The sequence below is a fragment of the Plantactinospora sp. WMMB782 genome, assembly GCF_049179135.1.
GTDB lineage: Bacteria > Actinomycetota > Actinomycetes > Mycobacteriales > Micromonosporaceae > Plantactinospora.
In genome coordinates, this window is the sequence record NZ_JBMHMC010000007.1 from 6,818,394 (window position 1) to 6,844,659 (window position 26,266).

The 26,266-nt window shown below is 72.8% G+C and carries 22 protein-coding genes and 1 pseudogene; 15 read left to right on the forward strand and 8 right to left on the reverse strand.

Annotation, left to right across the window (positions count from 1 at the left end):
- Positions 1-54: 54 nt before the first annotated feature.
- From ACN28A_RS32550 to ACN28A_RS32575, 6 genes are all read left to right on the forward strand, one after another.
- Positions 55-261, forward strand: coding sequence for a hypothetical protein (locus tag ACN28A_RS32550; RefSeq protein WP_421401916.1), 207 nt, complete (start codon positions 55-57; stop codon positions 259-261).
- Positions 262-808: 547 nt separating this feature from the next.
- Positions 809-3,616 carry a class III lanthionine synthetase LanKC gene (lanKC, locus tag ACN28A_RS32555; RefSeq protein ID WP_421401919.1) on the forward strand — a complete coding sequence of 936 codons (2,808 nt, stop codon included), beginning with the start codon at positions 809-811 and terminating at the stop codon, positions 3,614-3,616.
- A 40-nt stretch (positions 3,617-3,656) separates the two neighbouring features.
- A complete protein-coding gene (locus ACN28A_RS32560) occupies positions 3,657-3,785 on the forward strand; it encodes a SapB/AmfS family lanthipeptide (RefSeq protein ID WP_278061952.1) in 129 nt (42 codons plus the stop codon).
- Between the two features lie 77 nt (positions 3,786-3,862).
- Entirely contained in the window at positions 3,863-5,770 is a 1,908-nt protein-coding gene (locus tag ACN28A_RS32565) for an ABC transporter ATP-binding protein (protein ID WP_421401921.1), read from the forward strand.
- 13 nt (positions 5,771-5,783) lie between these two features.
- The gene (locus ACN28A_RS32570; RefSeq protein ID WP_421401924.1) at positions 5,784-7,643 is read left to right on the forward strand and encodes an ATP-binding cassette domain-containing protein; all 1,860 of its coding nucleotides are present in this window, start codon (positions 5,784-5,786) and stop codon (positions 7,641-7,643) included.
- A gap of 29 nt (positions 7,644-7,672) precedes the next feature.
- Positions 7,673-9,151, forward strand: a complete 1,479-nt coding sequence (locus ACN28A_RS32575; RefSeq protein WP_421401926.1) for a carbamoyltransferase C-terminal domain-containing protein — start codon at positions 7,673-7,675, stop codon at positions 9,149-9,151.
- Between the two features lie 319 nt (positions 9,152-9,470).
- Here ACN28A_RS32575 and ACN28A_RS32580 read toward each other — a convergent pair whose 3' ends face one another.
- The 3 genes from ACN28A_RS32580 to ACN28A_RS32590 all read right to left on the reverse strand — a co-directional run bounded on the left by ACN28A_RS32580 (position 9,471) and on the right by ACN28A_RS32590 (position 11,722).
- Positions 9,471-10,070 carry a response regulator transcription factor gene (locus ACN28A_RS32580; RefSeq protein ID WP_421401929.1) on the reverse strand — a complete coding sequence of 200 codons (600 nt, stop codon included), beginning with the start codon at positions 10,068-10,070 and terminating at the stop codon, positions 9,471-9,473.
- Between the two features lie 97 nt (positions 10,071-10,167).
- The gene (locus ACN28A_RS32585; protein WP_421401931.1) at positions 10,168-10,773 is read right to left on the reverse strand and encodes a response regulator; all 606 of its coding nucleotides are present in this window, start codon (positions 10,771-10,773) and stop codon (positions 10,168-10,170) included.
- Between the two features lie 232 nt (positions 10,774-11,005).
- A complete protein-coding gene (locus ACN28A_RS32590; RefSeq protein ID WP_421401933.1) occupies positions 11,006-11,722 on the reverse strand; it encodes a hypothetical protein in 717 nt (238 codons plus the stop codon).
- A 528-nt stretch (positions 11,723-12,250) separates the two neighbouring features.
- On the opposite strand from ACN28A_RS32590, the gene ACN28A_RS32595 reads away from it, so the two are divergent.
- Positions 12,251-12,487, forward strand: a complete 237-nt coding sequence (locus tag ACN28A_RS32595) for a hypothetical protein (RefSeq protein WP_421401936.1) — start codon at positions 12,251-12,253, stop codon at positions 12,485-12,487.
- Positions 12,488-12,725: 238 nt separating this feature from the next.
- Positions 12,726-13,925, forward strand: coding sequence for a PLP-dependent aminotransferase family protein (locus ACN28A_RS32600; protein WP_421401938.1), 1,200 nt, complete (start codon positions 12,726-12,728; stop codon positions 13,923-13,925).
- Between the two features lie 131 nt (positions 13,926-14,056).
- Here ACN28A_RS32600 and ACN28A_RS32605 read toward each other — a convergent pair whose 3' ends face one another.
- Complete coding sequence (locus tag ACN28A_RS32605; protein WP_421401941.1) at positions 14,057-15,637, reverse strand: asparagine synthetase B family protein; 1,581 nt, start codon at positions 15,635-15,637, stop codon at positions 14,057-14,059.
- 405 nt (positions 15,638-16,042) lie between these two features.
- Here ACN28A_RS32605 and ACN28A_RS32610 point away from each other — a divergent pair, with 405 nt between their 5' ends.
- From ACN28A_RS32610 to ACN28A_RS32625, 4 genes are all read left to right on the forward strand, one after another.
- A complete protein-coding gene (locus ACN28A_RS32610) occupies positions 16,043-17,305 on the forward strand; it encodes an ABC transporter substrate-binding protein (RefSeq protein WP_421401944.1) in 1,263 nt (420 codons plus the stop codon).
- 21 nt (positions 17,306-17,326) lie between these two features.
- Positions 17,327-18,358 (forward strand): carbohydrate ABC transporter permease, encoded by a 1,032-nt coding sequence (locus ACN28A_RS32615; RefSeq protein WP_421401946.1) that lies wholly within the window; start codon positions 17,327-17,329, stop codon positions 18,356-18,358.
- Positions 18,355-19,299 (forward strand): carbohydrate ABC transporter permease, encoded by a 945-nt coding sequence (locus ACN28A_RS32620; protein ID WP_421401949.1) that lies wholly within the window; start codon positions 18,355-18,357, stop codon positions 19,297-19,299. Before ACN28A_RS32615 ends, ACN28A_RS32620 begins: the two co-directional genes overlap by 4 nt.
- A gap of 66 nt (positions 19,300-19,365) precedes the next feature.
- Positions 19,366-19,776 carry a hypothetical protein gene (locus ACN28A_RS32625; protein WP_421401951.1) on the forward strand — a complete coding sequence of 137 codons (411 nt, stop codon included), beginning with the start codon at positions 19,366-19,368 and terminating at the stop codon, positions 19,774-19,776.
- Between the two features lie 103 nt (positions 19,777-19,879).
- Here the strand turns inward: ACN28A_RS32625 and ACN28A_RS32630 are convergent, their stop codons facing one another.
- Both ACN28A_RS32630 and ACN28A_RS32635 read right to left on the reverse strand, forming a co-directional pair.
- Entirely contained in the window at positions 19,880-20,149 is a 270-nt protein-coding gene (locus ACN28A_RS32630) for a hypothetical protein (RefSeq protein WP_421401952.1), read from the reverse strand.
- Positions 20,150-20,342: 193 nt separating this feature from the next.
- A pseudogene (locus ACN28A_RS32635) lies at positions 20,343-20,930 on the reverse strand (GGDEF domain-containing protein); the annotation flags it as partial.
- A 472-nt stretch (positions 20,931-21,402) separates the two neighbouring features.
- Here ACN28A_RS32635 and ACN28A_RS32640 point away from each other — a divergent pair.
- The 3 genes from ACN28A_RS32640 to ACN28A_RS32650 all read left to right on the forward strand — a co-directional run bounded on the left by ACN28A_RS32640 (position 21,403) and on the right by ACN28A_RS32650 (position 23,666).
- Positions 21,403-21,642, forward strand: coding sequence for a DUF397 domain-containing protein (locus ACN28A_RS32640; protein WP_278061968.1), 240 nt, complete (start codon positions 21,403-21,405; stop codon positions 21,640-21,642).
- Positions 21,643-21,974: 332 nt separating this feature from the next.
- The gene (locus ACN28A_RS32645) at positions 21,975-22,832 is read left to right on the forward strand and encodes a helix-turn-helix domain-containing protein (protein WP_421404763.1); all 858 of its coding nucleotides are present in this window, start codon (positions 21,975-21,977) and stop codon (positions 22,830-22,832) included.
- 72 nt (positions 22,833-22,904) lie between these two features.
- On the forward strand, positions 22,905-23,666 hold the full coding sequence (locus ACN28A_RS32650) for an SDR family NAD(P)-dependent oxidoreductase (protein WP_421401954.1): 762 nt from the start codon (positions 22,905-22,907) through the stop codon (positions 23,664-23,666).
- An 8-nt stretch (positions 23,667-23,674) separates the two neighbouring features.
- Here ACN28A_RS32650 and hpnH read toward each other — a convergent pair whose 3' ends face one another.
- Positions 23,675-24,679, reverse strand: coding sequence for an adenosyl-hopene transferase HpnH (hpnH, locus tag ACN28A_RS32655; protein ID WP_421401957.1), 1,005 nt, complete (start codon positions 24,677-24,679; stop codon positions 23,675-23,677).
- A gap of 76 nt (positions 24,680-24,755) precedes the next feature.
- Positions 24,756-26,237 (reverse strand): 4-hydroxy-3-methylbut-2-enyl diphosphate reductase, encoded by a 1,482-nt coding sequence (gene ispH / locus ACN28A_RS32660; RefSeq protein ID WP_421404765.1) that lies wholly within the window; start codon positions 26,235-26,237, stop codon positions 24,756-24,758.
- Positions 26,238-26,266: the final 29 nt, after the last annotated feature.

The window sequence follows — 26,266 nt, forward strand, 5'->3', positions numbered from 1 at the left end:
ACACGGCCGGCCCCCGGCCGGGTCGATCCGCATTCCACCCCCGAGGAGGCTCTCATGCGTTTCGGATCGATAGGCGGCGTCATCGTCCTGATATGGCTGATCATCGGCGCGATCGCGGCCGGCCAGCGCGGCTACTTCGACCGCAGCAACGACAACTGTGCCGAGGTCGGCACCACCATCGTGACGGTGGTCGCCGGACCGCTGAACTACGTCGGGCTGAACCCCGAGATCGAGTGCGACGTGCCCGAGCCGTCGCAGTAACCCCACTGGCGACACCGCGCCGGGCCGACCCGAGTCGGCCCGGCGCTTCGCGTCCACGGACCTGACCGGCCCGTCCACGCGTACGTCGAGTGCGCCCCCGAGGGTCCGGGCGGCCCGCTCGACGGTCGGCTCCGGTACTCGGGTTCGGTTCCCCGGCGACCAGGTGAGCGATCTCCCAGCTGTCGGCAGGCCGGTACGGCGATCGCCTCCGGACGGCGGCCGGACAGTCCAAGCCGATCGGCCAGGCGAATTTCACTGTCCAGCCGGTCCACCGGGACCAATCCCCCCCGCATTATGGCAGCGGCGAGCCGCGCGCCCGGCGGACGTACCGGAACAGACGCCTCGAACGAGCGTTGATTCATATATCCGGATTTAGCAATATAGATGATTGCGATCCCCTCATGGGCACTGACATTTGTCATGAGTACCCGTGCACGACGCACCGCGAGGGATGACTTAACACACTAGTAACACCTCGGATGCGACCGGGAGACTCGAATGTGTCGATGAAGCACCGGTCGACCAGAGACCATCCGAGGGAGTCGCAATGGACGAGAGGTACGACGCGTACTGCGCGGTCGATCCGCTGTTCTACGACTCCCTCAGCACGACCTCCGCCACCGCCTCCGGCGGGTTCGCGGCTGCCGGCCGACCCGTGCCGGTCGGTTGGCAGCGCGAGCCCAAGGACGACTGGCTGGTCTACGGTCCGGTCGACGGCAAGCTGCCCCAGCAGGGCTGGAAAATTCACATCTCGGCCTGCCTGGACAACGCCGACCGGATCCTGGACAACGTCTTCGACTACTGCGTACCCCGGGGAATCTCGTTCAAGTTTCTCCGTGGCCCGCGAATGCTGCTGATGCGCAACTCGAAGTACGCCCGGCGCGGCTCCAGCGGCAAGTTCGTCACCATCTATCCGCAGGACGAGGCGGAACTCGAACTGGCCTGCAAGGAACTCGCCGAGCGACTCGACGGCGAGTCCGGCCCGTACATCCTCAGCGACCTGCGCTACGGCACCGGCCCACTCTACGTCCGGTACGGCGGATTCGCCGCCCGGTACTGCGTCAGCGCCGACGGCCAGGTGGTGCCCGCCGTCGAGGACGGCACCGGCACCCTGGTACCGGACCGGCGCGACCCGGTCTTCCACGTACCGGACTGGGTGAGCCTGCCGGAGTTCCTCGGCCCGCACCTCGCCGCCCGGAACGCGACCACCACGAGCGACCTGCCGTACCGCATCGAACGGGTGATCCACTTCTCCAACGGCGGGGGCCTGTACGTCGGCCGGGACACCCGCACCGACACCCAGGTGGTGCTCAAGGAGGCCCGCCCGCACGCCGGGCTGGACGCCAACGGCACCGACGCGATGACCCGACTGCACCGCGAGGCGGAGATGCTGCGCCGGCTCGCCGACGTGCCGGGCATCGCCCGGGTGCACGACGAGTTCGTCCTCGGCGAGCACCACTTCCTCGCCCTGGAGTTCGTCGAGGGACGGGCGCTGAACAAGCTGATCGTCGAGCGGTACCCGCTCGTCGACGCCGACGCCACCCCGACCGAGCTGGCCGAGTACACGGAGTGGGCGCTGCGGATCCACGCCCAGGTGGAGCGGACCGTGCGGGCGATCGCCGCACACGGCATCGTCTACGGCGACCTGCACCTGTTCAACATCATGGTCGGGCCGGACGACGAGGTCACCCTTGTCGACTTCGAGGTCGCCGCCCCGGTCGGCGAGGCCGGTCGACCCGCCCTGCGCAACCAGGCGTTCGCCGCCCCGCGCGACCGGACCGGGCTCGCCGTCGACCGGTACGCCCTGGCCTGCCTCCGACTCGCCCTGTTCCTGCCGCTGACCCAGATGGTCCGGCTGGCTCCGGCGAAGGCCGGGCACCTCGCCGACGTCGTCGCCGCGCACTTCCCGGTGCCGCGCGACTTCCTGGACGCGGCGGTCGCCGAGATCACCGGCAGTACCGCCCGTCCCGGCGACCGACCGGCCCAGCGCGCCGACGCGAAGGCAGCAGCCCGACCGGAGCAGCCGATGCAGGCAGCTACGAACCGCCCGGTGCCCGGGGCCGACGACTTCGCCACCGGCCGTTCGGCCTGGCCGGGGCTGCGGGACCGGCTTGCCGGCGCGATCCTGGCCAGCGCGACACCGGAGCGCGACGACCGGCTCTTCCCCGGCGACATCGAGCAGTTCCGCACCGACGGCCTGAACCTCGGCTACGGCGCGGCCGGAGTGCTGTACGCCCTGCACGCCAGCGGCGCCGGCCGGCACCCGGAACACGAGGACTGGCTGGTGCGGCGGGCCCTGCACCCGACCTCCGGCACCCGCTGCGGCTTCTACGACGGCCTGCACGGGGTGGCGTACGCCCTGGAGCACCTCGGCCGGCGGCAGGACGCGCTCGACGTACTCGACATCTGCCTCGGAGAGCCCTGGGAAGAACTCGGCGAGGACCTGGTAAGCGGGCTCTCCGGCATAGCGCTCAACCTCGCCGAGATGGCCGGCCGGACCGGCGAACCGACGTTACGGCAGGCTGCCTGGCGCGCCGCCGAACTGGTCGCCGACCGGTCGGCCGACGGCGCCGGTGCGCCGGCCGGAGGCGACACCGCCGGCAGCACCGGCGCCGGAGTGCCGCAGGTCAGCGGCGGCCAGCACCCGTACGCGGGACTGACCCGCGGACGCAGCGGCCCGGCCCTGATGTTCCTCCGGCTCTACGAGTGCGGCGGGGACACCGAGCTGCTGGACCGGGCCGGGGACGCGCTCCGGGCCGACCTGCGGCGCTGCGTGCTGCGCCCGGACGGGGCGTTGGAGGTCAACGAGGGCTGGCGGACGATGCCGTACCTGGCACACGGCAGTGTCGGCATCGGAGCCGTACTCGACCAGTATCTCCGGCACCGGCCGGACCCGGAACTCGCCGAGTCCGCCGCCGCCATCCGGCGGGCCGCCCGCGCCCCGTTCTACGCGCAGTCCGGACTCTTCGCCGGGCGGGCCGGCATCATCGCCTACCTGGCCGCACGGACGGCCGGGCGGAGCCGGCCGGATCGTGCCGAGCTGGATGGTGCCGAGCTGGATGGTGCCGAGCTGGATGGTGCCGAGCTGGATGGTGCCGAGCTGGACCGGGCCGAGCTGGACCGCCAGGTGCGGCGACTGGCCTGGCACGCGCTGCCGTACCGCGGCTTCCTCGCCTTCCCCGGCGAGCAACTGCTCCGGCTGTCGATGGACCTGGCCACCGGAAGCGCGGGCGTACTGCTCGGCACCGCGGCGGCCTGGCACGACGAGCCGGTGACACTGCCCTTCCTCGCGCCGCTGACCGGCGCGACCAGACTCCCTTCGCTGCCGCGAGGGGCACACCCTTCGCTGCGGTGAGGGGCACTTCGGACCGACATCTAGAAGGAGGTGAACAACCATGGCGCTTCTGGACCTTCAGGGGATGGAGCTGACCGACCGCACCGGTGGTGGCGGCGGTGGCGGCGGTAGCCGCGCGAGCCTGCTGCTGTGCGGCGACAGCTCGCTGTCCGTGACGACCTGCGACTGATCAGGTCAGCATCGGGGCCCTGGGTGGGCAGACGTCCCCACCCAGGGCAACCCCGTGTCCGAAGGAGGGTGGTACGCGTGGCCCCCGACCGAAACCGGCTGCCCGGAGCGGACGGGAACCGACTGCCCGGAGCGGACGGGAACCGACTGTTCCGGCAGGCCGTCGCGTACGGCGGCGGTTGGACCGTCACCCTCGCTGCCGCCGCGCTGCTCGGCGCGGCGGCCGAACTGCTGTTACCGGCCGCCCTCGGGTTGGCCGTCGACGCCGCGCTCGGCGAGGCGGACGGGTGGTGGCCGCTCGCCGCCTGCGGCCTGGTCGTGCTGATCGTCGCCACCGACACGCTGGGCAACCTGGCCGGCGGCGCCGGTACCGCCCGGACCACCGCGCGGCTGCGGCACCGGCTGCTGGGGCACGTGCTCGCGCTCGACCCGCGCCGCGCGGCCCGCTATCCCGTGGGCGACCTGGTCGGCCGGCTGGCCGGACAGGCCGCCGACACCGGGCAGGCCGGTGCCACGGTCGTGACCGGAGTGACCGCCGCTCTTCCCCCGCTGGGCAGCGTCGTCGCGCTGCTGCTGCTCGACTGGCGCCTCGCCGTCACCTTCGGCGCCGGGCTGCTGCTGCTGGCCGTCGGCCTGCGCGCCTTCGTCACCGACGCCTCGACGGCCGCCGTCGGCTACCTCGGGGTGCAGGGCCGGATCGCCGGGCGACTCGCCGAGGCGCTGCACGGTGCCCGTACGATCGCCGCCGCCGGGACCGTCCGGGCCGAGATCGACCGGGTGCTGGCACCGCTGCCGCTGCTGCGCGCACACGGTACCGGCACCTGGGCCGCGCTGGCCCGGGCGTCGGGTCGGACGGCCGCGGTGGCCCCGCTGCTGCAACTGGCGATCGTCGCCGTCGGCGGCTGGTCGGTGGCCGACGGCCGGCTCACCCCGGGCCAACTCTTCGCCGCGATGCAGTACGCCGCGCTCGGCGCCGGCCTCGGCAGCATCGTCGCCACTCTCAACCGGCTGGTCCGGACCCGGGCCGGGGCGCGCCGGGTCGCCGCCGTACTGGCCGAACCGCCCCGGTCGTACGGGACGGCGTCGCTGCCTCCGGGCACCGGTCGGCTGGTCCTGGCCGGGGTGAGCGTCTACGCCGACGACGGCCGGCCGGTGCTGGACGGGATCGACCTGCGGATACCACCCGGCGCCACGGTTGCCGTGGTCGGCCCGTCCGGGGCCGGCAAGTCGACTCTCGCCGCGCTCGCCGGCCGGCTCCGGGACCCGGACACCGGCGAGGTGCTGCTGGACGGGACACCACTGCGCCGGCTGAGCCGCTCCGCCCTGCACCACGCGGTCGGGTACGGCTTCGAGCGGCCGGTGCTGATCGGCGACACGATCGCGGAGGCGGTCACGTTGGGACGGCCGGACCTCGGGCCCGCCGAGACCGGGCAGCCGGGGGCCCGGCAGCCGGGGACCGGGCAGGCGGGGACCGGGCAGGTCGCCGGAGTCGTCCGGGCCGCCGCGATCGAGGAGTTCGTGCAGCGGTTGCCGGACGGCTACCAGAGTCGTCTGGACGCGACGCCGATGTCCGGGGGTGAGGCGCAACGCCTCGGCCTGGCCAGGGCGCTGCACGCCGATCGGCTGCTGATCCTCGACGACGCGACGTCCAGCCTGGACACCGCGACCGAGCACCGGATCGCGGCGGCGGTCGCCGCGCACCCGGATCGACGTACCCGACTGGTCGTGACCCACCGGGTGACCACCGCCGCCGCCGCCGACCTGGTCGCCTGGCTCGACGGCGGCCGGTTGCGTGACCTCGGCCCGCATCGGGAGCTGTGGCGGGACGCGGACTACCGGGCGGTCTTCGCGGCCCCGGCACCGCCCGCGACGGCCCCGGCAGAGCCGGCGAGCAGAGCAGACCCGGCAGAGCCGACACCCGAGACAGACCCGGCAGAGCCGACGCCCACGGCGGAGCCGGCAGTCACGATCAGGGCGGTGCGGTGAACGGGGTGGTCCGATGAAGAGGGTGGTCCGGTTCACCGCCGCCGCGCTGCGTCGCCGGGCGGGTCCGCTCGGCCGGCTCGCCGGTTGGTCGGTCGCCGAGGCGTTGCCGGTCCTGCTCGCCGGTCACCTGACCGCCCGGGCCGTGGACGACGGGTTCCTGGCCGGCCGGCCGGGCACCGGGCTGGCCTGGCTCGGCGTACTGGCCGTCGCGGTGCTGGTCGGCGCGGTCGGCACCAACCGGGCGTACGCCCGGCTCGGCGACGTGGTCGAGCCGTTCCGGGACGAGTTGGCGCAGCGGGTGGTCGCCGGAGCGCTGCAGCGGTCGACCTCCAGCGGGGCCCGGCCGGAGACCGCGGCGGTGGCCCGGCTGACCCATCAGGTGGAGATCGTCCGGGACACCTTCGCCGGACTGGTGATGGTGGTCCGGGGGTTCCTGTTCAGCGCCGGAGCGGCCCTGATCGGCCTGAACTCGCTGGACCCACTGGTCGCGGCGGTGGTGGCGGTGCCGCTGGTCGCCGGCCTGGCACTCTTCGCCGCGGCCCTGCCGGCGATGGTGTCGCGGCAGCGTGACTACGTGCACGCCGACGAGCAACTCGGCGAGGCGGCCGGGGCGGCCTTCGCCGGACACCGGGACGTGGTGGCCTGCGGCGCGCAGCGGTCCGTCGCCGAGCGGGTGGGCCGGCAGGTGGACCGGCAGGCCGGTGCCGAGCACGCGCTGGCCCGGATGGCCGCGCTGCGCAGCCTCAGCCTGGCGGTGGGCGGCTGGCTGCCGCTGGCGGTACTGCTGCTGGCCGCACCCTGGCTGGTCCGGCGCGGCCTCACCGCCGGTGCGGTGCTCGGCGCCCTGGTGTACGTCGCCACCGGCCTCCAGCCCGCCCTGCACGCCCTGGTGCAGGGTGTTGCCGGCGGCGGTCTCCGGTTCGCGGTGACCCTGCACCGGATCCTCGCCGCCACCGCACCTCCGACGGCACCCGGCAGCACACCCCCGCGGTCCCCCGGCACCGGGCCACCGACCGGATCGGCCGGCACACCCCCGCGGTACCCGGGCACCGCGCCACCGACCGCACCCGGCGGCACACTCCGGACCGGACCCGCCGGCACGGCCCGGCCCGACACTCCTCGGGGTCCTAGGCCGGTCCGGGCCGAACTTCGCGCGGTGACCTTCCGGTACGGTCCACGCGCCCGCCCGGTCCTCGACGGCTTCGACCTCACCCTCGCCGACGGGGCGCACCTCGCGGTGGTCGGGCCGAGCGGCGCCGGCAAGTCCACCCTGGCCGGGCTGCTGGCCGGGCTGCTCCATCCGCAGGCCGGTACGGTGCTGCTCGGCGGGACACCCGTCGGTGCCGCCGACCCGGCGACCCTGGCCCGGCACCGGGTGCTCATCCCGCAGGAGGCGTACGTCTTCACCGGCACCCTGCTGGAGAACCTGCGGTACCTCCATCCCGAGGCGCCGGACGAGCGGGTCGACGCGGCGGTGCACCGGCTCGGCCTGCTGCCGCTGGTACGCCGCCTCGGCGGGCTATCCGCGACGCTGGATCCCGGCACGCTCTCCGCCGGTGAACGGCAGCTCGTCGCGGCGGCTCGCGCCTACCTCTCCCCCGCACCGCTGGCGGTTCTGGACGAGGCGACCTGCCACCTGGACCCGGTGGCCGAGGCGACGGTCGAGGAGGCGTTCGGCAGCCGACCGGGTGCGCTGGTGGTGGTCGCCCACCGGATCAGCTCCGCGCTGCGCGCCCGGCACGTGCTGATCCTCGACGGCGGTGTCCCGTTGCACGGCCGGCACGACGAGCTGCTGACCCGCTCGGCGACCTACCGGGAGCTGGTCGGGCACTGGCAGGGCCGGCCGGTTTCCGCCGAGGCAACCGCTACATAGAACGGCACCCGTTATATAGAGTTACCTCGATGGGAGCTACCCACGTACTCGGTCTCAGCGCGCTGTCGCACGACGCGTCGGCGTGTGTGGTCCGGGGCGACGAGATCCTCTTCGCCGGGCACGCCGAGCGGTACTCGCGCCGGAAGAACGACCCGGAGCTCGCCCCCGGCCTGCTGGCCGAGGCGCTCTCCTGGGGTCGCCCCGACCTGGTCGCCTGGTACGAGCGCCCGCTGCGCAAGAAGCTCCGGCACGTACGCGCCGGGCAGTTCCGGCACGCCGTCGCCGTCGACGACCTGCCCCGCCGACACCTGACCCGGCTCGGCCTGCCGGAGCTGCGCGGCGTCCCGGTCCGGTACGTCGGGCACCACCACTCGCACGCCGCCGCCGGGTACTTCACCAGCGGCGAGCGGCACACGGCGGTGCTCACCGCCGACGCGATAGGCGAGTTCGAGACGCTGACCCTGGGCGAGTTCCGGGACGGCGTCTACCGGGTCTTCGCCCGTTGCCGCTATCCGCACAGCCTCGGATTGCTCTACAGCGCCTTCACCCGGCGCTGCGGGTTCACCCCGAACGAGGAGGAGTTCATCGTGATGGGGCTGGCCGCGCTCGGCCGGCCCCGGCACGTCAGGCAGCTCAAGGAGGATCTGATCGAACTGACCCCGCCCACCTTCCGGCTCCGCCGCAACGTGCACCGGGGAATCGGCGACTGGCAGCCCCGGGCCGATCCGGCTGACCTGGCCGCGAGCATCCAGGTGTTGACCGAGGAGGTCCTGCTCACGGCGGCGCGCTGGCTACGTACCCGGGTCGATGCCGGGACGCTGACCGTGATGGGCGGACTGGGTCTCAACTGCGTCGCCAACGAGCTGCTCGCCCGGCACAGCGGCTTCGACCGGGTCACCCTGCTGCCGAACCCCGGGGACGCCGGGTCGAGCCTCGGCGCGGCGGCGGCGGTCCTGCGGCAGCAGCTCAACTGGGCCGGGCCGTACCTGGGCACCCTGATCGGCGGTGCCTATCCGGTCGCCGCCCTGGCCGAGACGCTGGCCGCCGGGGCGGTGGTCGGGGTGGCGCGCGGTCGTGCCGAGTTCGGTCCCCGGGCGCTGGGCAACCGCTCGCTGCTGGCCGATCCGCGTGCCGCCGACAGCCGGGACCGGGTGAACCAGGTGAAGGGGCGGGAGCCGTTCCGCCCGTTCGCCCCGGTGGTCCGGCAGGAACTGGCCGGACGGTACTTCGACATGCCGGTCGAGGCGTCGCCGTACATGCAGTTCACCGCCCGGTGCCGGGATCCACGGGCCTTTCCCGGCATCGTGCACGTGGACGGGACGTCCCGGGTGCAGACCGTGACCCGGGCCCAGCACCCCGGTCTCTACGACCTGCTCGGCGAGTACGAGCGGCGAACCGGCTGCCCGATCCTGCTCAACACGAGCCTGAACCTGAAGGGTGAACCGCTGGTCAACGACGTGTCGGACGCCCGGCGGTTCAGCGCCCGGACCGGGGTACCGGTGCTGTGAGCGTACCGCCGGGTCGACCAGCTGGCGGACAACATCGCCGCCACCGAGCTGGCCCTGGACGCCCGGGACCTCGCCGAACTCGACGAGGTGAGCAGCCTGCCACCGGCCTATCCGAACTGGAACCAGCAGGCGTTCGCCCCGGCCCGGTCACCCCGGCAATCCTGAACCGGCAAAGCTGATTCGTGGCGGGTGGGACGCGCACGTCCCACCCGCCACCGATCAGCATCGCCGCCGGTCCACGACGCCACCGGTCCACAACCCACCGGTCAGCTATGGCAGCCAGCTGGGGCGGCGGTGCAGCCGGCGGCCCGGCCTCGGGTCAGATCCAGCCTTTCTCCCGGGCGATCCGGATCGCCTCGATCCGGGTACGCGCTCCCGTCTTGCCGGCGATCCGGGACAGATGGTTACGCACGGTACCGGCGGACAGGGACAGCTTGCTGGCGATCTCCACCACCGGCCATCCTTCGGCAGCGATCTCCAGCACCTCCACCTCCCGTTCGGTGAGCGGGTTGTCGCGGTTGAGCGCCGCGACCACCAGGTCCGAGTCCACCACGGACCCCCCACAGGCGAGCCGGCGGACCGCCTCGATCACCCGTTCCGGGGCGACGTCGCTGCCCAGGAACCCGAGTCGCTGGCAGGTGGCCCGCAAGGCGTTGCCCAGCACTCGCGGCCGGCGCGGGTCCACCAGGACCAGCACCGGAGGCGGTTCGGACGGCGCGACCGCACCGGAGAGTATCCCCGCTCCGAAGAGTTTCAGGTCCGCGACGGCCACGTCGGGGCGCTGCATCCGCAGCGCCACGCCGATGTCCTCGGCTCGATCGACCTCCGCCACCACCTCGATGTCGTCCTGAGTGGTCAGTACGAAGGCCAGGGCGCCACGGACGAGAGCGCCGTTCAGCGCGAGCAGCGTTCGGATCACGTTCCCCCCTGCTACTTGTCATCGCTAGATCACCCCGCGTGAACATTCAAACACGAGCTGGCCGACCGCGCCCGTTGGAGCGGCCGGCCCGTCATGGTCAGATCCAGCCCGCACGCTGCGCCTGCCGGACCGCTTCCAGCCGGTTACGCGCACCGGTCTTGCGCAGGATCGCCGACAGGTGGTTGCGCACCGTCCCGTGGGCCAGGAAGAGCCGACCGGCGATCTCCTTCAACGGCAGACCTTCGGCCGCCGCCCGCAGCACCTCCAGCTCCCGCTTGGTCAGCGGGCTCTCCGGCGGGTTCAGCGCGGCGACGGCGGCGACGGGATCGAAGACCCGCTCACCGAACGCGACCGCCCGGACCAGCCGGGCGAGTTCCGCCGGCGGCAGGTTCTTGTCGACGAAGCCCCGGGCGCCGGCCCGGATCGCCTGTTGCAGCGCCTCCGGCGTCAGCTGGGTGCTCAACGCCAGCACCCCGCTGCCCGGCGCCTCCGTTCCGAGCCGCGCCACCACCTCCAGCATGTCGGCACCCGGCAGTTCCATGTCGACCACCACGACGTCCGGCCTCCTCCGGCGGGCGATGGTGACCAGTTCACCCGGCTCGTGGAGGTCCGCCACCACGTCCAGGTCCTCCTCACTCGACAACACCGCGCGCAACGCCCCCCGTAACAAACCCATCTCCTCCACGATCACAATGCGGATCACGAGGTCACTCCGATCTCGTACACAGACTGAGCGAGAACGCGACGCCCAGGCGGGTCACCACCCGACCCGGCGTCGATCAAGAGCACGATCGAGTACGGCACCGTCGGCCGGGCCCGCCGGTTGGACGGGTACGGCGGTGCCCACTGCACCGACGGGGATTCCACCGGGCCCACAGGTCAGGGGCGGCCACGGCGGGAAGGAAGAGCGACCGGAGTACGGCCGCCGGAGCGGGTCAGCCAGGCAACGCCGGTACGCCCGGCGACCGGCCGGTGGGACCGGCGTCCGCGTGCGGAAGAGTCGACAGAGATCTGGCCGGCGGCTGCCAGCCGACCGTGGCCGGCAGCGCGACGGACTGTCCCCCACCGGACTGCGCCGACCCGGCCTGCTGACCGAGGGCGCCGGTCTCGACGGGCGAGTCGGGAGTGGTCGGCAGGCCGGGGGCGGCGGTCCGGAGCACGGCACGCCGGACCGACGGACGGTTCGGATCCGCCATGGCCTCGCTGTCCGGATGGAACGACTGCCACAGCGGCGAGGGCGTCCAGGGCGGCTGGGCGGCGACCGGGACCGACGTGGGCTGCTGGGCCGGCACCGGCAGCGGCAACGGCAGCGGTGCCGGGCCGGGACGGGGAGCCCATCCGCCGGGCTGGTTCGTCACGACCCTGGGTGCGGGTGTCCCCCGGAAGCCACGGTGCGGCACCTCGGCGACCATCCCCGGCACCTCGGCCACCATCCCCGGCACGGCGCCAACCACTTCGGGCACGGATCCGACCGGCTCGGGCAGGCTGCCGAGGGTCCACACAGTACCCCCGAGCAGCTTCGGCACACCGCCGACGACCTGCGATGGAACCCTGGCCAGTTCGGGCACGCCACGGACGGCCGCCGGCACGACCCCGACCACCTCGGGCAGGTCGCCGACCGCTGCCGGCACGACCGCAGGCACGTCCGGCACGACGTCAACGGTGCCGAGCGTGGACGTGACCGCCGTCGGAGACTGTTCGGTCAGTACGCCGGACACGGCGCCGAGAGGCGCGGACCGGGATTGGGACCGGGAGGTTGGCGCGGGCACAGGGTCGGGCGCGGGCACATCCGGAGTGGCGGCCGGGCCGGTCGCGTCGACCGGAACCCGACCGGGGCGGAGCGGGACGCTCCGACCCTCCGACCGGGACGCCGCGCGCACGCCTTCCGGGCCGGGCCGGGCAACCTCGACCCGCTCTTGACGGATCCCCTCCGGACGGATCCGCCCCGGACCGCCGACCTCAGCACCGGCGCGCTCCGGACGGACGCGCTCCGGACGGGCACGCTCCGGACGGACGCGCTCCGGACGGGCACGCTCCGGACGGACGCGCTCCGGACGGGCACGCTCCGGACGGACGCGCTCCGGACGGGCACGCTCCGGACGGGCATGCTCCCGAGCGGCGCGCCCCGGGCGCGATGCGTGGCGATCGGTCTCAGGTGTCGCTTTTGGAGTCAACTGAACGTGACCGTCGACGAGGGCGGGCAGCCCCGGCGCGACCGACTCGACGATCGTGCCGAGCGGCTGCGGCCGGGATGCCGAGGCGGCACCTTCCCCGGCGAATGCCGGCCCGTCCAGCGTGGCCAGCAGGACGTAGCCGGCCAGCGCACCGCCGCTGAGCAGGGCGATTCTGGTCAGCAGTCGGACGGCTCGCCGCCCCGGGTCCGGTCGGCCCGGACCCGGCACGTGCCGGACTGCTGAGACCACGGCCATGTCGCGAAGGCACTCCTCGATTCGGCGGACAGGAACGGTAGCGTAACGCAGTGTCTATCATGGCGCACCCGGTACTCCGGGTCGGCCTACGACACGATCGGAGGTACCCGTTACACGTTCGGAGGTACCCGTTCACCCACGGCTTCGTCCCGCCCGAGCGTTCGGTCGCCGGATCCGGCGCCGCAGAGCGTCGTGCCGGGCCGGTGGCGCTGACTATGGTGAGCGGATGACGGCCCCCCGCCCACCCGTACTGCCCGTCGTGCAGTTCCGGAGCCGGGCCGGGAGCATCGACCTCGGCTGGGGGCACCCGCACCCGGCCGCGCTGCCGGTGGACGCCTGGGCCGAGGCGACCCGGTCCGCACTGCGCCGCCACGGTGCCGCCGCGCTCACCTACGGCCACGCGGCCGGGCCGGGGCCACTGATCGAGTGGCTCTGCGAACGCCTGGGCGAGGTGGACGCCGTACCGCCCGAGCCCGGCCAGGTCTTCGTCAGCGCGGGTGCGTCGCACGCGCTCGACCTCGTCGCCGCCGTGCTCTGCCGCCCCGGCGACGTCGTCCTGGTCGACTCGCCCACCTACCACCTGGCGCTGCGGGTCATCGCCGACCACCGGGTCGACACGGTGCCCGCCCCCGCCGACGAGGACGGGATCGACCCGGCCGCCACCGGCGACCTGATCCGGGCGATCACCCGGCAGGGTCGGCGGGTCGCGATGCTCTACCTGGTGCCGACCTTCAACAACCCGACCGGGCGGTCGCTGCCGGCGGAGCGCCGGGCCGCCCTGCTGGCGATGGCCGCGAGCACCGGGGTGACGGTGGTGGAGGACGACACCTACCGGGAACTCGCCTACCCGGCGCCGGCGCCGCCCTCGCTGTTCAGCGCCGCCGAGCCGGGGACGGTCGTCCGGATCGGGTCGTTCGCCAAGAGCGTCGCGCCGGGACTGCGGCTCGGCTGGCTGACCGGGGCCCGGTCGACGGTCGGGGCGGTGACCGAGCGCGGGTACGTGGACAGTGGCGGCGGGGTCAACCACGCCAGCGCGCTGACCATGGCCGAGTTCGCGGCCGGCGGCGCGTACCGGCGGCACGTGGCGGCGATCCGGGTCCGGTACCGCCGGCAGCGTGACGCGCTGGTGGCCGCCGTACGCGAGGAGCTGCCGCAGGCCGAGTTCGGGCTACCCGGCGGCGGCTGGTTCCTCTGGCTGCGGCTGCCGCATCCGCACGCCGGTACCGCGCTGCTGCCGTACGCGCAGGCCGCCGGGGTCGGCTACGTGCCCGGTCGGAAGTTCTTCGTGGCCGACACCGGACACCGTCACCTGCGACTGTCCTACTCGATGTGTGACCCGGAGACGTTGGCCGAGGCGGTACGCCGGCTGGCCGGAGCGTACCGGGCCGCCGGGTTCCCGGCCCGGTCGACGCCGTTGCCGAGCTGAGCGTCGAGGTGCCGCCCCGCCCGGCTGGCGGCGGTCCGGTCGCGCCGAGTCGAGCGGCGCGACGCCGATCCAGGACGCCGGTGACGTCCGGGGGACATCCCGATGCGCCGGGGCGTCGACTCGGCGGCGGTTCAGCCGTGTCGGGCGGAGCCGGTCAGCCGACGCCAGGCCGGGCCGACCTTCCACCTCGCCATCCCGGCCAGGTCACGGGCGTGGTCGAGCACGTCCGGCCGGGTCGTGCCGGTGGCCACCGCGCGGTCGACGTCGTGGCCGCAGCGCCGCAGTACGGTGTCGAAGTCCCGGCGTACCGGTTCCAGCAGCTCGTAGCCGAACGCCCGGTACTGGCGGGCGAAGATCGCCCGGTACGGCCGCACTCCCTCGTACAACCCCGAGGCGTACGCCAGCTGCTCCGCCGGCCGGTCCCGGACGTACTCCGGCAGCAGGTCGGCGAACGCGTGCCGGAGGATCCAGCTCCGCCGCCCGTCCCGCTGTTCCAGCCCGGCGGGCAGCCGCATCGCCAACTCGACGAGCGACAGGTCGAGGAAGGGCAGCCGGGCCTCCACCCCGTGCCCGAACCCGGTCCGGTCCACCCGCTGCAACCCGGTACGGCAGAGGTTGCGGATGCGGTGTCGGAAGAGCCGGCCGGCGGCTTCCGGGCCGACCCGGTCCGAGCCCGGATGTCCACCGAAGAGGTGGTCGGCACCGTCGCCGGTGAGCACCACCCGGACGCCGAGGTCCCGGACCCGCCGGAACAGTGGCACCGAGACGACCGCGTCGATCAGGTCGGCGTACTCGGTCAGCTCGGAGAGCCGGATGGCCGCCCGGACGTCGTCGAGCTGGATGTCCCGGGGCCGCACCTCGATCACCTCGTGGTGCACGCCGAGTTCGGCGGCGAGCCGGCGGGCGTACCGCACGTCCGGACTGTCCGCGGCGCCGACGGTGAACGCCACGCAGTCGTGGTGCAGTTGCTGGACGTGCAGCAGGGCGAGGGTGCTGGCCAGGCCGCCGGAGAGGAGTACCCCGACGGTGAGGTCGGTGTCGACGCGGGCCCGGACGCTGTCCCGGACGGCCGTGCGGAGCAGTTCCGCCGCCTCCTCGACGTCCCGCAGCGGCGGTTGCCCGGTGCCGAGCCGGGCCAGGTCCAGATAGGGCACCAGGTCGGGTCCGCCGGTCGCGTCGGCCCAGCCGTGCTGGCCGGGCGGCAGCTCGGAGATCGGTGCGCCGACCGGTGCCAGCGCCTTGACCTCCGAGGCGACGTGCAGCCGGCGCAGGTGCCGGGACCAGTAGAGCGGCCGCACGCCGAGCGGGTCGCGGGCCAGGTAGAGCCGTCCGGTGACGGTGTCCGCGATGGCAAGGGCGAACTCGCCGCGCAGCCGGGTGACCGCCTCCGGCCCCCAGGCCAGGAACGCCTCCAGCACCACCTCGGTGTCGCTGTCGGTGCGCGGCGGCCGGCCGAGCCTGGCCAGGTCGGCGGCGAGTTCCCGATGGTTGTAGACCTCGCCGTTGTAGCAGAGCAGCCACCGGCCGTCGGCGGAGCACCAGGGCTGGGCCGCCCGTTCCCGGTCGACGATCCGCAGCCGCTGCACGCCGGCCAGCAGGTCGGGACCGAGCCGGGTCTCGGCGAGGTCGCCGCGCGGGGTGAGTTCCGCCATCATCCGGTGGAAGGTGCGGCGATCGGCGCCGGAACCGAGGAGCAGGACGATGCCGGACATGGCAGTCAACCTCCCAGTGCGGTAAGGAAGTCCGGGCGCCGGTAACGGAACCGCGGCAGGTTGTCGCGCTCTCTCCCGGGCTTCGGTGTGACCCCGAAAAACGCTGCCGGTTCTGACCGTAACACCCGGTAAACCCGAAAAATCCGCATACTGCGGTTGCTCCCCCGCAGGGATACGGAGCTGCGCTCCAGGCGGGTCGGAGCGGCAGGCATCGAGCCGGGCTTTCCTTGGAACGTCCCATTCCCGGACCGTCGACGCCAGCGTCGGCACCATTGACGAAGGTAGATCGATCTCCTAACGTACCTGGCAGGTTTTCGCAGCGCCGCTCCTGTTTCGCCGACCCACTCCTTGCCCTTCGTTCGACGCCGCATCGGCGTGCCGGTCCGGGAGGTTTCGCGACTCGTGATGAAACGTTTCAGCATGCTCGTCGCCGGAAGCGCGGCGCTGGCCTGCCTCGGTGCCCTGCTCACCGGCTGCGGCAGCGGTGACTCCGAGTCCGGCCCCACCACGCTCCGGTACTCCTGGTGGGGCAATGCCGAACGGGCCGACCTGATGAAACAGGCGATCGCGCTCTTCGAGTCCAGGAACCCGAACATCAGGATCACGCCGAGCTTCCAGGAGTACGAGGCGTACTGGCAGAAGATGGCCACCGAGACGGCCGGCGGCAACGCCCCGGACGTACTCCAGATGGACTTCTCCTACCTGCGCGAGTACGCCGACCGGGGCGTGCTCTACGACCTGAAGAAGCAGACCGGCGGAAACCTGGTCCTCGACGACCTGCTCCCCGGCTTCCGGGGCGCGGGCGAGGTCGACGGCGCCCTGTACGGCGTGCCGGTCGGCGGCAACACCTGGAGCATGTACTACAACCCCGCCCTCTTCGCCAGGGCCGGCGCGCCGGAGCCGGCCGCGGGCTGGACCTGGCAGGACTACCGGACCAGCCTGGCGAGGATCACCGAGGCGACCGACAGCTACGGCGGCGGCAACTACACCGGCATCATCTACAACCTCGAGGTGCGGCTGCGCCAGCAGGGCGGGCAGCTCTTCACCGCGGACGGCAAGCTCGGCTTCAGCCGGGAGCAGCTCGCCGCCTTCTGGACCGAGGGACAGGAGCTGATCAGAGCCGGGGTGGTGCTGCCGGTCGAGAAGGCACTACAGATCAAGCCCCGCTCCGGTTTCGTCGACGACCTGATCGCCTCGGAACTCGGCTGGGACAACTTCCTGGTCCGGTACGCGGCCGAGGTGAAGACCCCGCTGAAACTGGCTCCGGTACCGACCGACAACCCGGGGCAGCTCGGCCAGTACCTGAAGCCGGCCATGCTGCTCAGCGCCTCCAGCCGGACCGAACACCCGGACGCGGCGGCCAAGCTGATCTCGTTCCTGGTCAACGACCCGGAGGTCGGCCGGATCTTCGGCGGCAACCGCGGCCTGCCCGCCACGAACGCCCAGCGCGCCGCCGCCCAGCTCCAGGGTCCGCTGGCCGAGGTCGCCGCCTACGAGAAGAGCATCGCCGACCAGTTGACCAAGGCTCCCCCGGCACCGCCGAAGGGCGCCGGCAGCGTGGAGGCGACCTTCGTCCGGATCAGCGAGGAACTCGGCTACGGCCGGATCCCGGTCGCGAAGGCGGTGGACGAGTTCTTCGCCGAGGCGGAACAGAAGCTCGCTTCCTGAGCCGGCGTCGGACCGAGCCCGATGACCACCGGCCAGGCCGGGCGGGGGCACGCAGCGAAGGAGCAGCGGCCGGAGATGACGACCAGCCGGACAGCCGTACGTCGGGACGAGCCGGCCGGGTCGACGCCAGATGAGCGCCGGACCGGCGTCGGACCGGGCCGGCGGTCGCGGCGACCGGGCGACGGGCCGGCGGGCTACCTGTTCCTGTCGCCGTGGATCCTCGGCATGCTGCTGCTCACCGTCGGGCCGATGGCCGCCTCGCTCTACCTGTCGTTCACCGACTACAACCTCTTCACCGCCCCGCGCTGGATCGGGCTGGAGAACTACCGGCGGATGTTCGACGACTCACGCTGGCTCCAGTCGGTCCGGGTCACCGGCTGGTACGTGCTGATCGCCGTACCGGTCAAGCTGGCCGCCGCGCTCGCGGTGGCGCTGCTGCTCCGACGGCGGCGCCGGGGCGAGGGTTTCTACCGGGCGGCCTTCTACGGGCCGTCGCTGATCGGGGCGAGCGTCAGTGTGGCGATCGTCTGGCGCGCGCTGTTCAACGACGACGCGGTGGTGGACCGGCTGCTCCGGACCGTCGGGATCGACATCGGCGGCTGGGTCGGCAATCCCGACCTCTCGCTGCCGATGCTGGTGCTGCTGGCCGTCTGGCAGTTCGGCGCGCCGATGGTGATCTTCCTGGCCGGGCTGAAGCAGGTGCCGGCCGAACTCTACGAGGCCGCCCAGGTCGACGGGGCCGGCCCCTGGCGGCGGTTCCGGTCCGTCACGCTGCCGATGATCTCGCCGGTGGTCTTCTTCAACCTGCTGCTGGAGACCATCAACTCGTTCCAGATCTTCACCTCGGCGTACGTCATAGGTGGCCGGAACGGCAGCCCGGCCGGCTCCACCCTCTTCTACACCGTCCACCTCTACGACCGCGGCTTCGCCGACTTCCAGATGGGGTACGCCTCGGCGCTGGCCTGGATGCTGCTGCTCGGTGTCGGCCTGGTGACCGCGTTCCTGTTCCGGACCACCCGCGGCTGGGTGCACTACGCCGGAGACCAGCGATGACCAGCACCGACACACCCCGGACCGACCCGACCGACAGCACACCGGCCGGACCCGGCGCGGCACCGGCCGGACCTGGCAGGGCACCGGCCGGCGGGCGGGGCGGGACCCGTCGCCGGTGGGGCAGCCTGCTCTGGCACCTCGGGGCGCTGGCCATCCTGGCCGTACTCCTCTATCCGGTCGCCTGGCTGGTGGCCGCCTCGTTCAAGCCGTCCCAGTCCGTCCTGGCCGGCCTGCAACTGCTGCCGACCGAGCCGACCGTGGCGAACTACCGGCGGGCCGGCGAAGGGCTGGCCGGGATCGGCGTACTCCGGTTCTTCGCGAACTCGGCGCTGCTCGCCGTACTCTCGGTGGCCGGCACGGTGGCCTCGTCGGCGCTCGCCGGTTACGCCTTCGCCCGGCTGCGCTTCCGGGGCCGGACGACGATGTTCGTGCTGATGATCTCGACCCTGCTGCTACCGTTCCACGTCCTGATCATCCCGCAGTACGCGGTCTTCCAGCGGCTCGGCCTGGTCGACACCTACCTGCCGCTGCTGGTCGGCAAGTTCCTCGCCGGTGAGGCGTTCTTCGTCTTCCTGATGGTCCAGTTCATGCGGACCATCCCGGCCGAGCTGGACGAGTCGGCCCGGCTCGACGGTGCCGGGCACTGGGCCACGTTCTGGCACATCGTGCTGCCGCTGTCCCGGCCGGCGCTGGTCAGCACGGCGATCTTCACGTTCATCTGGACCTGGAACGACTTCTTCGGCCCACTGATCTATCTGAGCACGCCGGAGAAGTACCCGCTGCCGCTGGCCCTGCAGCTCTACATCGACCAGACCACCGTCTCCGACTACGGCGCACTGATGGCGATGTCCATGCTGGCCCTGGTGCCGGTCATCCTCTTCTTCCTGTTCTTCCAGCGGTTCCTGGTGCAGGGCATGGCCACCTCCGGTCTGAAGGGCTGAGCCTGCCCGGCGAGACTGAGTAGGGGTACTCGGGCCCCGGCCCGGCCGGTGGTGGAGAGTCTCGGTATGACCGAACGGCAGCCGGGGAACACCCGGCAGACCCCGCTGTGGATCGTCGGGCTCGCCGCCCTCACCGCGCTCGCCTGGTTTGCGTTCCTCGGCTGGGACCAGCAGAAGGAGACCGACCCGGTCACCGGGGCGCAGACCGGGCCGTACTCGGCGTGGCAGGTGGTCGGCCTCGGGCTGGTCCTGGCCCTGCTGGTCTTCGAGACGGGGCGCCGGGGCCGGCCGTGGCTGGCCGGTGTCGTCGTGCCGGCGGTGCTCACCGTGGCCTTCTCGGTCGACGCCGCCACCGATCCGGACGCCGACGGGCTCTGGGTGGTCGGTGCGGTGCTGGTGGCGCTCGGCTCGGCCCTCGGCGCCGGCCTGGTCGCGGCGCTCGGCGCCTACGCGGGCCGGCGGTCGGGCTCCCGCTGAGCGCACCGCACCGCCGGGCCTGACCGGTCGGTGCGGCCGGAACCGGCAGGCATCGTCGACGCGGCCCGACCGGTTCGCCGTCGAGCAGCAGGGTCCGGCATCGTCAACGCAGCCCGACGGGTTCGCCGTCGAGCAGCGGGTCCGGCTCCTGCCGCCGGATCATGTACTGCGCGGTCAGGGTGTCGACCCCGGTGCCCCGGGCGCTGTTCGGCCGGTACGTGACCGTGGCGGCCAGCGCCGAGGCGGCCTCGACCACTCCCGCCCGCCAGGTGCCGGACCGGTAGACCCAGACCGGGTCGGTCGGCCGGTAGCTGGCGGTGGGGTCGATCTCCGCCGGGTCGCGTCGGTGCGGATCCACGTTGGGTACTGGCATGTCGTCACTGCCCTCCTGACTCGGCACCGGGTGTCGTCGTCTCGATCAGTTCGCGCGGCACACGGGGTGTGCCGGTGGTCTCGCCGGGCGTACCGCTCGGCAGGCCGAGGTGTGCCTGGTTCTGCACGTACCCCGTGATCGGGTTGGTGCAACCGGCGAGATCCACGTCGGCCGGGGCGAGCCGGGCCCGTCTGGTCTTCACCCGGTACATCGCTGCGTCGGCGTGGTCGAGTACCTCGGCCAGTTGCACACAGCCGTGCACGGGGGCGAGTCCGATCGACGCGGTGACCCGCAGGTCCCGCTCGGCGACCTGGATCGGCGCCGCGAGCAACTCCGCCAGCCGTCGCGCGGACTGGTGCAGCCAGCGTCCGTCGGAGCGGGTGCCGGCGAGCAGGCCGGCGAACTCGTCGCCGCCGAGCCGGGCCACCAGGTTGTTGCCGGCGTACGCGGCGAACCGCCAGGCGACCGCGACGAGTACCTGGTCGCCGACGGCGTGGCCGAACCGGTCGTTCACCTGCTTGAAGTCGTCGAGGTCCAGCACCACCGCGACCAGCGGCGGCCGGCCGGGGTCGGCGACCAGCGCGGCGCCGATCTGGAAGAAGGCCCGCCGGTTGAGCAGGCCGGTCAGCGGGTCGTGGGTGGCGGCGTGCCGTTCCGCCTGCAACTCCTCGCGAAGCCGGTCCACCTCCGCCTGGACGGTCCGGACCCGGCCACGCATCTGCCAGGCCGCACCGAGTCCCGCGACCGCGGCGGCCCCGGCCGCGAGGGTGAAGGGATCCACTGTGCCGTGTCCCTTCAGGAGACCCGGCTCGGGAACGGGTCGTGGGCCGGACCGTATCCCTGTCCGAAGGGCGGTGGCGGGGAGTAGACGGTGACGGTCCGTGATCCATCTTCGCGTACGCCAGCACGGGCCGGAACCGAGCCGTTGCGATGCGTTGGCGCGCATTCGCCCAGGCAGGCGGGCACGCCAGCGATCTTGCCTGGTCCCCGACGCTTCGGTTGCGCTGGCAACGGCCCTCCGCCTCCATCACGAAAAGTGAACAAACGGACACACCCTTACCGCGCTATCATGCTCGCTGTCAGGTGCAGACGCAAGAGCGAATGCACGTGCAGATGGTCATGCAGAGATGACCGGACGCGGTGCTCCGCACCGCACGGCTGAGGACGCGTCCACGGGGAGGAAATCAGTACGTAGCGGGCCTACGCGACGCCCACCGCCTCCAGCCCTTACGGGAACTCCAGAAAGACTGGCGATGTTTCAGACGTACAACGGCATGCCCACCGGCCAACTGCCCGCCCTCGCCTGGCAGAAGAGCCGCCGCAGCAACCCCAGCGGGAACTGCGTCGAGGTTGCCGAGTTGCCCGGCGGCGCCGGTTTCGCCGTCCGCAACTCCCGGGACCCCGACGGGCCGGCACTGATCTACACCACCGACGAGATCACCGCGTTCATCCTCGGTGCCCGGGACGGCGATTTCGACAACCTCATCCGCTGAACCGGCGGTACCTAGGACGTCCGGTACCCCGCCACCGGCGTCCGGCACCCCACCACCACCGTTCGCCACCGCTCCGACACGCTCCCATGATCCCGACTGGACAAGGGTCGAGAAAAATAGCGCGTTGGGTCTACCCTCCTCACCGTCCAGCCATGGCATGCTTACCGACGGATTTGGCCCAGCCTTCGGTGGGCTGCGTCGAGCATGTGTGGAGGCGACACGTGACGATGGCTCCATCCGGCCAGGGATCGGTCCCGGACGGCGAGGTCGCCGACGGCGAACCGCTCGTCGACGGTGGGCCGGTCTTCGCGGGCGGAGCCGCCGACCCCGGGATGTCGGGCGGCCCCACAGTGCTGCGGATCCTGCTCGGCAGCCAGCTGCGCAAGCTGCGGGAGGCCAGGGGCGTCAGCCGCGAGGACGCGGGCTGGGAGATCAGGTCGTCCGGGTCCAAGATCAGCCGGATGGAGCTGGGCCGGGTGGGATTCAAGGAACGCGACGTCGCCGATCTGCTGACCCTCTACCAGGTGACCGACGAGACGGAGCGGAACGCCCTGCTCTCGCTGGCTCGCCAGGCCAACAACCCCGGCTGGTGGCACCGGTACGGTGACGTGCTGCCCAACTGGTTCCAGTCCTATCTGGGGCTGGAGGCCGCGGCGGCGCTGATCCGGGCGTACGAGGTGCAGTACATCCCCGGGTTGTTGCAGACCCGGGACTACGCCCGGGCGGTCGTGCTGCTCGCCCACGACGGAGCGCCGCCGGACGAGATCGACCGCCGGGTCGAGCTGCGGATGGACCGGCAGAAGGTGCTGACCCGACCTGGCGCGCCCCAGCTCTGGGCCGTGGTGGACGAGGCGGCGCTGCGCCGGCCGATCGGTGGGCCCGAGGTGATGCGCGGCCAGATCGAGCATCTGATCGAGGCCGGCAAGCTGCCGAACGTCACCGTCCAGGTGATTCCGTTCCGGGCCGGCGGACACGCCGCCGCCGGTGGCGCGTTCAGCCTGCTCCGCTTCCCCGACCAGGAACTCCCCGACGTCGTCTACATGGAACAGCTCACCAGCGCGCTCTACCTGGACAAGCGCGACGACGTCGACTATTACGCGGCGGCGATGGAACGCCTCTGCGTCGAGGCCGTGCCGCCGACCGAGACCCCGGCCTTCCTCCGCGCCATCCTGGCCGACCTCACGTCCTGACCCGCGCCCGGCGCTGCACCCGGTTCAGCGCTGCACCCGGTTCGGGCGGCTCGGATGGGTGACACTACCGGTATGACTTCCCGTCGCCTGGCCGGCGCCGTCGCCCTGGTCACCGGCGCGTCCTCCGGAATCGGCGCCGCCGCGGTCCGCCGATTGGCCGGAGCCGGCGCCCGAATCTTCCTCACCGGCCGCGATCCCGACCGGCTGGCAGCGGTCGCCGCCGACTCCGGCGGTACGGCGATCCCGTGCGATCTCACCGACCCGGACCGGACGGCCGAACTCGCCGCCCGGGTGCTGGACACCGCCGGTCGGGTGGACCTCCTGGTCAACAACGCCGGCCAGGGCTTCGCCGGGCCACTGACCGGGATGACCGACGCCCAGATCCAGGCGCTGGTGGCGGCCAACCTGACCGCCCCGATGCTGCTCGCCCGGGCGGTGCTGCCCGGAATGCTGGCCCGGGGCAACGGCCGGCTCGGCTTCGTCGGCTCCATCGCCGGCCGGCTCGGCGTACGCGAGGAGGCGGTCTACGCCGGCACCAAGGCCGGGCTGGGCGTCTTCGCCGACAGCCTCCGCAAGGAGACCACCGGCCGGGGCATCGTGGTCACCGAACTCGTCCCCGCCGTGGTGGACACCCCGTTCTTCGACCGGCGGGGCCGGCCGTACCCCCGCCGCCGACCCCGGCCCGTGCCGGCGGAACGGGCCGCCGACGCCCTGCTCACCGGCATGCTCACCGGCCGGCACGAGGTCTACCTGCCCCGCTGGACGGTGCTGCCGATCGCGGTCCGGGCCACCCTGCCGGCCACCTACCGCCGGCTCGCCGACCGGTTCGGCTGAGGTGTGGGTCAGTTGGCGCGGATCGCCCGGATCGACTCGCGCAGCGAGGACATCGTGGCGAGTACGGCGGTCGGCTCGTAGCCGCAGTGCGCCATGCAGTTGGCGCAGCGGCTGTCCCGGCCCCGGCCGTACGCCGACCAGTCCGTCGTCTCGACCAACTCCCGGTACGTCTGCGCGTAGCCGTCGCCCAGCAGATAGCACGGGCGCTGCCAGCCGAAGAGCGAGTACGACGGGATCGCCCAGGCGGTACACGGGAAGTCGACCCTGCCCTCCAGGAAGTCCAGGAAGAGCGGCGAGTGGTTCAGCCGCCACTTCTTCCGACGGCCCTCGCCGAACGCCTTCCGGAACATCGCCCGGGTCTCCGCCACCCCGAGGAAGTGCTCCTGGTCCGGCGCCTTGTCGTAGGCGTACGCCGGGGAGAGCATCATCTGGTCGACGCCCAGGTCGTCGTTGAGGTAGTCGAGGACCTCGATCACGGTCTGCGGGGTGTCGGTGGAGAAGAAGGTGGTGTTGCTGGTGACCCGGAAACCGCGCCGCTTCGCCTCCTTCACCGCCTCGACCGCCTCGTCGAAGACGCCCTCCTTGCAGACCGAGGCGTCGTGCCGCTCCCGCAGCCCGTCGATGTGCACCGCGAACGAGAAGTACCGGGACGGGGTGAACTTGTGCAGCTTCTTGCGCAGCAGCGCCGCGTTGGTGCAGAGGAAGACGTACTTGCGGCGCTTGACGAGTTCGTCGACCAGCCGGTCGATCTCCGGGTGCATCAGCGGCTCGCCACCGGCGATGGAGACCATCGGCGCCCCGCACTCCTGGATCGCGGCGAGCGCCTGCTCCACCGGCATCCGCCGCTTCAGCACGTCCGCCGGATGCTGGATCTTGCCGCAGCCGGCGCAGGCGAGGTTGCAGGCGAAGAGCGGCTCCAGCTCGACCAGCAGCGGGAAGTACGCCCGCCGGCGCAGCTTCTGCTCCATCAGGTAGCGGCCGACCCGCAGGCTCTGGCGCAGTGGCATGCCCATCTTCAGCACCCCTTCCCGGTCGGCCTGTCGATCGGCGCGCGGCCGTCCCGCGCGACGCTGCGCGTACTGGTCCCCGTCATGGCGTTCGGATCTCCTTGGGAAGGGTGAAGTGCACGTCCTCGGTCCGGGTGGTGTGCTCCCGTACCGCGTCGGCGCCGAGCCCGGCCAGCGCCGCCACCGTCTGGTCGACCAGCCAGGGCGGCGCCGAGGCTCCGGCGGTGACGCCGATCGTCCGCACCCCGGCGAGCCAGCGCAGGTCGACCTGCCCGACGTCGTCGACCAGATGGGCCGGGGTGCCGCCGCGCTCGGTCACCTCGACCAGGCGCCGCGAGTTCGAGGAGTTGGCCGAGCCGAGCACCAGCACCACGTCGGCGACGGCGGCCACCTCGCGCAACGCCGCCTGCCGGTTCGTGGTGGCGTAGCAGATGTCGTCCGAGCCCGGTCCGGTCAGCGCGGGGAAGCGCCGCCGGAGCACGTCGAGGACCCCGGCCACCTCGTCGACGGCCAGGGTGGTCTGCACCAGGTAGGAGACCCGGTCCGGGTCGGCCACCTCGACCCGTTCGGCGTCCCGGACCGACTCCACCAGGGCGATCCGGCCGGGCGCCTCGCCCAGGGTGCCCTCGGTCTCCTCGTGTCCGGCGTGCCCGATGAAGAGCACCGTGTTGCCCCGGCCGGCGAACCGGCGGGCCTCGCTGTGCACCTTGGTCACCAGTGGACAGGTCGCGTCGATCACCGGCAGTTTCCGGTCGGCGGCGGCCTGCCGGACGGCCGGCGCCACCCCGTGCGCGGAGAAGACAGTGGTCGCGCCGTCCGGGATCTCGGCCAGCTCGTCGACGAAGATCGCGCCCCGGCGTTGCAAATCGGCGATGACGTGCAGGTTGTGCACGATCTGCTTGCGGACGTAGACCGGCGGACCGTGCCGGTCGAGCGCCTGCTCGACCACGCTTATCGCCCGCTCCACCCCGGCGCAGAACGACCGCGGTGCGGCCAGCACCACCTGCCGGGCGGTGGTCGCCGCCGCCCACTCGACAAGGGCCGGGCCGAGCCGGGGCAGTACCCGCAGCGCGGCGATCACCCGGCCGAGCGTCGCCGGCCGGTACAGCGGGTGCGGCGGCACGTCGGCGATCACCCGTACGCAGGCGACGGGGCGGCCGGCGGCACCGGCCAGCAGCGCGGCCGACTCGGTGTCCACCGCGATCGCGCCGGTGCCGGCGAGCCGGATCCGGTCCGTGCCGTCCACGATCCGCCGGCTGGTCACCACCGGTCCGAGGTGGACGGTCAGGCCGTACCGGCGCAGCGCCGCCGCGATCATCGGGGCGGCCGGGCAGAGCACCGGGGCGCCGCCGAGCACGCCGGCCCGGCGTACCTCGGTGGCCACCACCACGTCTCCGGTGCGCAGCGTCGGCACCAGGCCGCCGGCGATGCCGGCGACCGCCAGCGCGGCCGTGTCGTGGTGGCCGGCGGCCACCCGGGTGGCCCGGGCCGGTCCCCTGCCGGTACGCCGCAGCGGTGCGCCCGGTGGCAGGCCGCGGCGCAGCGCGTGCGCCTCCGCCCGCATCGGTGCGAAGAGCACCCAGCTGTCCCCGC